Genomic DNA, 8,489 nt, shown 5'->3' with positions numbered 1-8,489 from the left:
GAAGTATCAAAGTGTGCCCCCCAGCAAGCTTTAAGAGACTTAGACAGGGCATTTAAAAACTTTTTAACTATTCAAGGACGTGGATTCCCTAGATTCAAGAAAAAAGGGAAAAAAGATAGTTTCTATCTAGAAGGAAGTATTAAGATCCTGAAAGGAAACTATATTAAACTACCAAGAATAGGAATAGTAAAAACTTACTGTATCTTACCCTCTTACAGAGTCAAAAATGTGAGAATATCCAAGCGGGCTGGTGAGTAGTACATTAGTTTTAAGTATGATGAATGTCAGCCCAAACCTCTGACTAAAAAACGGGCTATTATCGGTGTAGATGTAGGTATAAATGCCCTAGCAACTTGTAGCGATGGAACCACCTACCCTAAGGTCAAAGCCTATAAACAAGCCAAAAAACGACTAACTCGTTATCAACGGCGTGTCCAGAAAAAAGAGCCTGGTAGCAAAAACAGAGCCAAAGCAGTAAAAAAACTAGCCAAGACTCACAAAAAAATAGCTGATATAAGAGCAGATGCACTACATAAACTGACAACATGGGCGAGCTTTGAACCACAGCACCATAGTGATAGAAGATTTGAACGTAAGTGGAATGCTCAAAAATCATAAACTGGCAAGTGCTATAGCAGATTGTGGCTTTTATGAGTTTAAGCGTCAGCTTATATACAAGTGTGAGTGGTATGGCAGTGAGCTAATNAACCACAGCACCATAGTGATAGAAGATTTGAACGTAAGTGGAATGCTCAAAAATCATAAACTGGCAAGTGCTATAGCAGATTGTGGCTTTTATGAGTTTAAGCGTCAGCTTATATACAAGTGTGAGTGGTATGGCAGTGAGCTAATAATAGCTGATAGATTTTATCCAAGTTCTCAAATATGTTCAAACTGTGGGCATCAACAGAAAATGCCTTTGCATGAGAGAACTTATAATTGTGCTGACTGTGGATTTACTGCTGACAGAGACTTTAATGCTGCTGTTAACTTAGAAAACTATGTTTGAGAGTAGGTGCAGTTCTCACCGATTTGAAGCCTGCTCTCGAAGATAAGTTGCAGACTGCGGTCAGTGGTCTTCAGTGAAACAGGAAGCTAGCTCCAAAGCTCATGCAATCACTCATGGGTAAGTTTGGNGCGGTCAGTGGTCTTCAGTGAAACAGGAAGCTAGCTCCAAAGCTCATGCAATCACTCATGGGTAAGTTTGGGTAAGTTTAGTAGAACGGTTGTGGCAAAGATGGTACAGGTAAAAATAAATTAGGACTAATTTTAATGGCAGTTCGTCAAATGTTGCGCGTTCGCTACTCAAATGAATAATATCATGTCCGTTGGTATCGCTATTTCAGTAGACCACAGTAGGGGCGTTTGCGGAGCATTCCGTTAGGAAATGGCCATTCGCCCCTACAGAGTTTTGATTATGACGATGTGGTTTATCCATCTGAAAAGTGCTGTAATTATAACCATTCAACCAGAGATGATATTGTTGTAGTCATTACGACTGGAACGGGGTGGAAGGTTTGCGCAGCATTCCATAAGGAAAGCAATCTCAGGGGTGGCTTGAGATTGCTTCCTATGGTCGCAATGACCAATTATATCATGTCCGCTGAACCAATCCTCCTCTTTTTAAGAAGAGNGTCATTACGACTGGAACGGGGTGGAAGGTTTGCGCAGCATTCCATAAGGAAAGCAATCTCAGGGGTGGCTTGAGATTGCTTCCTATGGTCGCAATGACCAATTATATCATGTCCGCTGAACCAATCCTCCTCTTTTTAAGAAGAGGAGGTAATTATTAATTGTTAATGGCTCTGTTGCATAATTATATCATGTCCGGTTGAATAGTTATAAATAAAAAGGGAGGAGTCAGGAGTCAGGAGTCAGGAGGGAAGAGGGGATAAAAAAAGTATATGCATGAGAAAGTTTTTTGGTCGCGCACCTCGGAACGGAGTTCTATCACGCTCTTATCCGGACATGATATTAGCGATANTGTCCAATAGTTAGAGTAGTTTCCGCACGTTATTATTGTACATATGCACTTGCTTGTGCGACAGCTATATACTTTCATGCAACAAAGCCATTGTTAATTATTAATTGTTAATTGTTCCCTGCCATAATAACTAGCAATAATAGCTACCATCAACCACCAAAGAGTATTAATTTGGGGACGATACCAAACCGTATCCACTAAACCATGACCAATCAATCCTACCATTGCTGCCATTGCCCCAATTAACCAATATCCTTGATTATTACCAGCATCTCGCAAACGTTTCAATTGCAACACACCTTGATTAAAAGTCACTAACAGTAACCACAAAAAAGCAGTCAAACCTATAAAACCAGTTTCTACAACTATTTCTAAAGGTACAGAATAAGAACTCAAAGCACTGTAACGCGGTCTCTGATAAAGGGGATAAATTTTATTAAACACATCATTTCCCGGTCCAATACCTAAAATTGGGCGATCGCGAATCATATCAAACACAGACATCCAAACATTGATCCGAAAATTATTACTGCTATCTTGACGACCTGCAAAAATACTCAAAACACGATTGCGTAAAGGCTCTAATAACACTACTGCCAAAATTAACAACCCTGCCAAACTTCCCACAGCTATTGGCAATGACCACGTTTGCCAAAATCTAGGCATATAGATGCTCCACCAATACCACATTAAAATTAACATAGCAAACATCACAGCTATAAACCCAATCCAACTTCCTCNTCTTGACGACCTGCAAAAATACTCAAAACACGATTGCGTAAAGGCTCTAATAACACTACTGCCAAAATTAACAACCCTGCCAAACTTCCCACAGCTATTGGCAATGACCACGTTTGCCAAAATCTAGGCATATAGATGCTCCACCAATACCACATTAAAATTAACATAGCAAACATCACAGCTATAAACCCAATCCAACTTCCTCGACTACCTGTATAACGCAAACAAGCACAGTTAACTACTAATATTGTCACTGCTAGAGATTTTTGTGCCCAACTACGCCAAGCAAAAATTGCCACAAAACTCAAAGCAATAGCAGGCAACAAATATCCACCTAATAAATTAGGATTTCCTAAGTAACTATAGACACGAGTTACATTAGCTTGGGCGGAGTTAGGGTCATTCCAGGTGGCGAGGGGTTCAACTTGGTCTATCCATTGTCGGATACCATAGAAACTAACAATTAGGGAAACCAATAAATAAACACTGATTAACCAAGAGCGGAGTTTAGGCGATCGTAATACTAGCGACCCTAAAGCAAACAATAATAAATAAAGAGTTAATTTCACCCACCCGCTAAAAGCAGCAGTCTTTGCTGGGGAAACAACCATTGCCAATGTAGCAATACCCCAGTAAAGTAATATTAGTAGATGAATGGGAGTTAAATGTTCCTGGGTGTTATCCGAGACTGTCAGCAATACCCAAAAAGCAGCGCTAGCAAGTAATAAGAAACCAATGAGAGCAGTATTTACAAAAGGAGCTAGACTAAATACAATTGCCAGTAATACAAAACCAAGGGGTTCCCCCCATTGCATTAACCAACTCCCCCTTCGCCAGTTATGGAGGGAACCATTAACTAAACCATAGAGATAGCTAGCATTAAGCCATTGAGAGTCAGATAATGAGAGATTTGTAAGTGTTAATTTTTGCCAAACTGAGTTCATTTTATGATACCAACAGGAATTATAATAATAATACAGTATAGGAAGTGTGGGAAGTGTGGGGGGAAAGTCAGTTTTTCAGGACTTACGAAAAATATCGAATTATACACCATCTGTAGGGGCGATTGGCCAATCACCCCCTACTAGATATGGCGGTTATGCGTAAATCCTGTTTTTATTAATAGACTTCTCCAATAATCCAAAATAAAATCAATTATAGTACAGAAATAATCAATTATTCCCCCCTATTCTCCTACGGGCGATTTCCGTTTGTCATGCTCCTAATTACGCATTTGGGACAGCATTCGGTTTGCGCAGCATTCCGCAGGAAACGAAATCGTCCCTACTCCCTACTTCTTCTTTTCTGGAGATGTCTAATGCAGCTTGCCTATCTTGGAGACTCTGTACTCCCCACACTCCCCACACTCCCCATCTCCCCAAACCCTACTTAGAGAGTGGGAGAGCTAAAATATATCGATACCCTGATTCAGCAGAACCTTGAATCCATAAAGACCCGCCCTGTTGTTCTGCTAACTGACAACTGAACAGCAGTGCTAATAGATCGCGGGTGGGGTTTGTATTAACATTTTCCCCTTGTTTTGGCATTTGCTCAAAAATCATTTCTTTGAGTTCTGCAACTGTTAGCTGTAATCTATTTAGGGTTAAGCTAGATTTACTCTTTTGTTCAATTGTAGATAACTTTTGGGAGTAGAGTTGACTATGAGGAAGATTATCTCCAAGAAGGGGATGAGAAACCCACACTGCCACATTCAGTTCTTCTTTTTTTTCAGACAAATGAAGTTTTACTTCACTTCCTGAACCAGCAGATTGAATTACGCTGTAAATTAAGTTGTATAGTGTCTGTTCTAAAATTTCTTTATCAAACAAACCAATTTTATGATCGCCACCTCCACCTAATATATGTAATTCAACCTGACGATAAACTCTTTCTGGTTCTAAGTTTCTAACTATTTGCTGACAGAGGTTTTTCACGTCAACAGGAGTTTTTTCTACATTTTGGCCAGATTCGTCTAGTTTTGCTAAGGCAACAATTTCTTCAACGAGCGATCGCAAATATCGACTTCTCTCATTGATGACTTCTACATATTCTCTTTGTTTGTCTGTCAGAGATCCATAGATTTCCTGGTTCAAAACACTTGCCATTCCCATAACAGAAGTTAAGGGAGTTAACATTTCTTGGGTAACAATAGTCAGTAACTTGGTTTTAAGTAAATCAGCAGATGTAGTCATAGATTTGTTAGTAATAAAAAAAATTTAGTTCTTGTCAAATTCTATCAGTAACTATACAGCAATTCTTATACTGGTGATGTAGTAAGAAATTATAGGTTTTAGGGAACACTTAACCGGGAACAGGGAACAGAAAAGAAAACAAAAAAGTGTACCTCATACCGTTTCACTGAAGTCAGAAGTCAGAAGTCAGAAGTTATAAGTTAGATTTAATCCACTAAAAACCTTGATCGGATAATAGTTTCTGGCAATTATTTGATATTTAAAGTTGGAAACTATTTGTGACATCTCTAAAGTGAATTGGTATCACTAACTTGAGAAACAGTATACCTGATTCTTTTGCTATAATAAAAAACACAGGGAGGACATCACCTCTGTATAAACTGCAACTCAAATATCTAGTTGAAGAATGCCGCTGTGTCTCCTAAGCACAACGTTGGGAGTATCTCAATGTTTATTGAATCATTCCCTCAAGGGAATTTTGCAAATCTTGAGTTAGGTCTGATATTGCTGTACGACGTTTAGTTTGGTAAGCTTCCCACCGTTGAGAAACAGAAATCGGTTGTCCCACCGTCATTTGCACCCTTTGTTTTCCTAACCTGGGACGTTTTAAGGCATTACCACCCTTTATCCGATTAATCATATCCCATATTAACAAAGTTGTATCAGCAAATCTGTCTACTGTAGGCTTTTCCTTAACATATTTACCACTAACTGCCACAAAACTTTCTACTAATCTCATGTGCCACATTCGCAAACTAGCTTCTTGTGCAAGTCTATTTGCCAAACCTCTATCTACAGGAGAAAGAGTTGCCAAATTTTCAATATCTTCTCTATAAATACAATCCCATCCTGCTTGCTCAAGACGACGACAACGATCTATAAAATTACCCTTGGGATGAATATGAAAATATTCTTCTGCAACTTCTAGAGCAGCATTAAGAAGAGTCTTGAGGCGAGTATTTATATTTTCATTAATTTGGTCATCTGTTGGAGATTCTTCGGAAGAACTTTCTTGAGTTAATTCAGGCAACTCTCGTTGATAGAATTGTCGATAAAAATCTTCCATTTTTCCTAGTAAATGACCCCCTAATCTCAAAAGTCTTTGATACAGTTTAGAAGGTGCTAATTTTTCCTGGTTAGAAATATTTTCTATCCCTGGAGACAAACCACTATCTTTTTCTAGTTTAGTTAAAAGTTTCTCCACATTTTTCCAAGGTTCATCCAAGTATTTATATTGAATACCCACTGGCACAATAAATACTTCTTCTGAACGACCTGCCTTAGATATATCCTCAACACACCAAAATCCCATTTGGGCAACACCAGGTTCTAAGGTACTAACTTTTTCATTATGACCATTAGTGGCTCCTTCTGGAGCGGCCATCATTGGTAAACTAGCATTAGCAAATAATTCACGAGCTGATTTTAGTCCCTGACGGTCTAGTTTTCCACGGTGAATTGAACTTCCTCCCAGATAAGAATACCACTTACCTATATAATCACCTGCCCATAAAGGAATACCTCGGTCAAAAAGAAAGTGATAGTGAAGNAACTTTTTCATTATGACCATTAGTGGCTCCTTCTGGAGCGGCCATCATTGGTAAACTAGCATTAGCAAATAATTCACGAGCTGATTTTAGTCCCTGACGGTCTAGTTTTCCACGGTGAATTGAACTTCCTCCCAGATAAGAATACCACTTACCTATATAATCACCTGCCCATAAAGGAATACCTCGGTCAAAAAGAAAGTGATAGTGAAGAAGAGATGGGAGGTTTATTCCTTGTTGTTTGGCTAGTTTGGGCAATAGATACCAAATCATATATCCCATGCAAAATGGGTCGTCGGTGCTAGGATGACGAAATGCCATGAGGAAACGAGTTTTGCCTTGGTGGAAGCTTTGATATAGTTGGGCTAGGGTTTCTAGGTTGTCTACTTGTATATCAGCGATGGATGTCTGGAACTTTAGCCACCAAGGTAACATTAGTTTAGTCCCTTGGCGTACTAGAGGTTTGAAGTTGGGTGAGATAAATTCTAGAGGTGGTTGAACCTGGGTACTTGAGTTAGGCATTACAATTTTGGATTTTCGATTTGGTCATTTTCAGATTTTCTTTCAATATAAATTGTGGAATGTCCAAGAGTCGAGTTTTGAGGAAAGTTTTAGGTTTTAGGTTTGAGGATTGTAGGTTAATGGTTCAATTAAATGGGGCTAACTACTGAAGTCGAAAAATTCGACGAAGTTATACCAATTTCAAAAAAGAATGTTACAAATAGTAAGGTTGATAAAAATACTTTACAGGAGATGTCTCTTTGACAAAAAAGATGATTTACGACCTAAAAATGGTATTTAAGCAATTCATTCTGAATCCTGAATCCTGAATCCTAAAAAGTACCCTAGCTATTTGTAGCAAACATTTATAAAACTGGTATGAGAAAAATATTTATTTAATATTAAGAAATTATGTAGGAAATCAGGTTATTGGTATTTTAGCTTAAGAATCAATTCAACCCTGACTACAAAACTACAAAAAAAAAATTGAGATGTTACCAATTGTAGATGTTGGTATGAATTCTCTAGCAACTTGTAGTGATTGAACAAAATGTGCTAACGTCAAAGCCTACAAAATTGATGAGGGCTATCAGACGTTATTTTTCCAAAGTGCTTAGAACAAATCTAAATGAGATAAATCTAGATATCATGACAACAAATGTAAATTTTGGTGTAGTCCTTGAAATTAATGGAGAGGATGTTGCCATTGAACCAACAAAAGCTGTAACAGATGCTAAAAAAAATGGCGTGGAGTTTTCACTACCGCGGCGGGTGGAAGTTGGGACAGCTGCAGACCTTGCAGGCTTTTTGGGTACCCTAACTGATGAGGTCCCGTCCCTACCATCAGGAGATAGCTTCCCTAGTCCCCTAGATACAGTATACAAAAAATTGACCTCCCTCAATCTTGCGGTGGAAGAATTATACCTCAAAGTTCCACCATCACTAGATGCAGCGGGTGTGAAACTGTTACCTATTTTCTACCCATAACTAGACATATCTTGCGGATTGTCCATATAATTAGGTGAAGTCTATACAGTAACTAATTATGGACAATCAAGAAGAAATGACGATTAGCATCGGTGATGCTGCAAAAGAGTTAGGAGTTTCTGTTAAAACTGTGAGACGTTGGGCAGACTCTGGAAAGATACGCTACGAAAGAAGTCCTAGTGTCATAGAAGATTTTATATTTCTGATGTAAAGCGATTAGCTCCACGCAACCCAAAAAATCTAGATTATCGAATAACTATTAACTATGCACGTGTCAGTAGCCACGACCAAAAAGACGATTTAGCTAGACAAATCAAAGTGCTTGAGTCTTTTAGTGCTTCTAATGGTTGGGAGTTTGAAACTATATCTGATTTAGGTTCAGGTCTTAACTACAACAAAAAAGGACTTAAGAAACTGCTTAAGCGCATCATGAAAGGTGATATAGGAAGACTTGTTTTAACTCATAAAGACAGATTACTTAGATTTGGTTCAGAGCTTGTATTCGCTATGTGTGAGGAGTTTGAAACCGAAGTAGTG

The 8,489-nt window shown here is 38.5% G+C and carries 8 protein-coding genes and 3 pseudogenes; 7 read left to right on the top strand and 4 right to left on the bottom strand.

Going from position 1 to position 8,489, the window contains the following annotated elements; translation table 11 throughout:
• The 4 genes and pseudogenes from AFK68_RS39435 to AFK68_RS21375 all read left to right on the top strand — a co-directional run.
• Positions 1-258: pseudogene (locus tag AFK68_RS39435) on the top strand (RNA-guided endonuclease TnpB family protein); the annotation flags it as partial.
• A 3-nt stretch (positions 259-261) separates the two neighbouring features.
• Positions 262-618 (top strand): transposase, encoded by a 357-nt coding sequence (locus AFK68_RS21380; protein WP_094674907.1) that lies wholly within the window; start codon positions 262-264, stop codon positions 616-618.
• Positions 602-705 (top strand): annotated as a pseudogene (locus AFK68_RS45950) (hypothetical protein); the annotation flags it as partial. The gene AFK68_RS21380 and the pseudogene AFK68_RS45950, both read left to right, overlap by 17 nt.
• A 1-nt stretch (position 706) precedes the next feature.
• A partial coding sequence (locus AFK68_RS21375; RefSeq protein WP_210407543.1) for an RNA-guided endonuclease TnpB family protein occupies positions 707-1,009 on the top strand: 303 nt, incomplete at its 5' end.
• 1,068 nt (positions 1,010-2,077) lie between these two features.
• Here the strand turns inward: AFK68_RS21375 and AFK68_RS21365 are convergent.
• The 4 genes and pseudogenes from AFK68_RS21365 to AFK68_RS21345 all read right to left on the bottom strand — a co-directional run.
• Entirely contained in the window at positions 2,078-2,713 is a 636-nt protein-coding gene (locus tag AFK68_RS21365; protein WP_371357489.1) for an O-antigen ligase family protein, read from the bottom strand.
• A gap of 12 nt (positions 2,714-2,725) precedes the next feature.
• On the bottom strand, positions 2,726-3,540 hold an 815-nt coding region (locus AFK68_RS21360; RefSeq protein ID WP_371357488.1), incomplete at its 3' end, for an IctB family putative bicarbonate transporter.
• A 570-nt stretch (positions 3,541-4,110) separates the two neighbouring features.
• Positions 4,111-4,917 carry a sensor histidine kinase KdpD gene (locus tag AFK68_RS21355; protein ID WP_094674897.1) on the bottom strand — a complete coding sequence of 269 codons (807 nt, stop codon included), beginning with the start codon at positions 4,915-4,917 and terminating at the stop codon, positions 4,111-4,113.
• Positions 4,918-6,467: 1,550 nt separating this feature from the next.
• Positions 6,468-6,986 (bottom strand): annotated as a pseudogene (locus AFK68_RS21345) (1-acyl-sn-glycerol-3-phosphate acyltransferase); the annotation flags it as partial.
• 516 nt (positions 6,987-7,502) lie between these two features.
• Here AFK68_RS21345 and AFK68_RS21340 point away from each other — a divergent pair.
• From AFK68_RS21340 to AFK68_RS21335, 3 genes are all read left to right on the top strand, one after another.
• On the top strand, positions 7,503-7,952 hold the full coding sequence (locus tag AFK68_RS21340) for a hypothetical protein (RefSeq protein WP_143438114.1): 450 nt from the start codon (positions 7,503-7,505) through the stop codon (positions 7,950-7,952).
• A 58-nt stretch (positions 7,953-8,010) separates the two neighbouring features.
• On the top strand, positions 8,011-8,163 hold the full coding sequence (locus tag AFK68_RS42220) for a MerR family DNA-binding transcriptional regulator (RefSeq protein ID WP_246844330.1): 153 nt from the start codon (positions 8,011-8,013) through the stop codon (positions 8,161-8,163).
• Positions 8,151-8,489, top strand: a 339-nt coding sequence (locus AFK68_RS21335) for an IS607 family transposase (RefSeq protein WP_246844331.1), incomplete at its 3' end; no start/stop codon positions are given. The genes AFK68_RS42220 and AFK68_RS21335, both read left to right, overlap by 13 nt.

The organism is Hydrocoleum sp. CS-953 (genome assembly GCF_002260545.1).
Classification (GTDB): domain Bacteria; phylum Cyanobacteriota; class Cyanobacteriia; order Cyanobacteriales; family Microcoleaceae; genus Trichodesmium.
The sequence above is the reverse complement of the archived record's forward strand: the minus strand, read 5'-3'. Positions and strand labels throughout refer to the sequence as shown.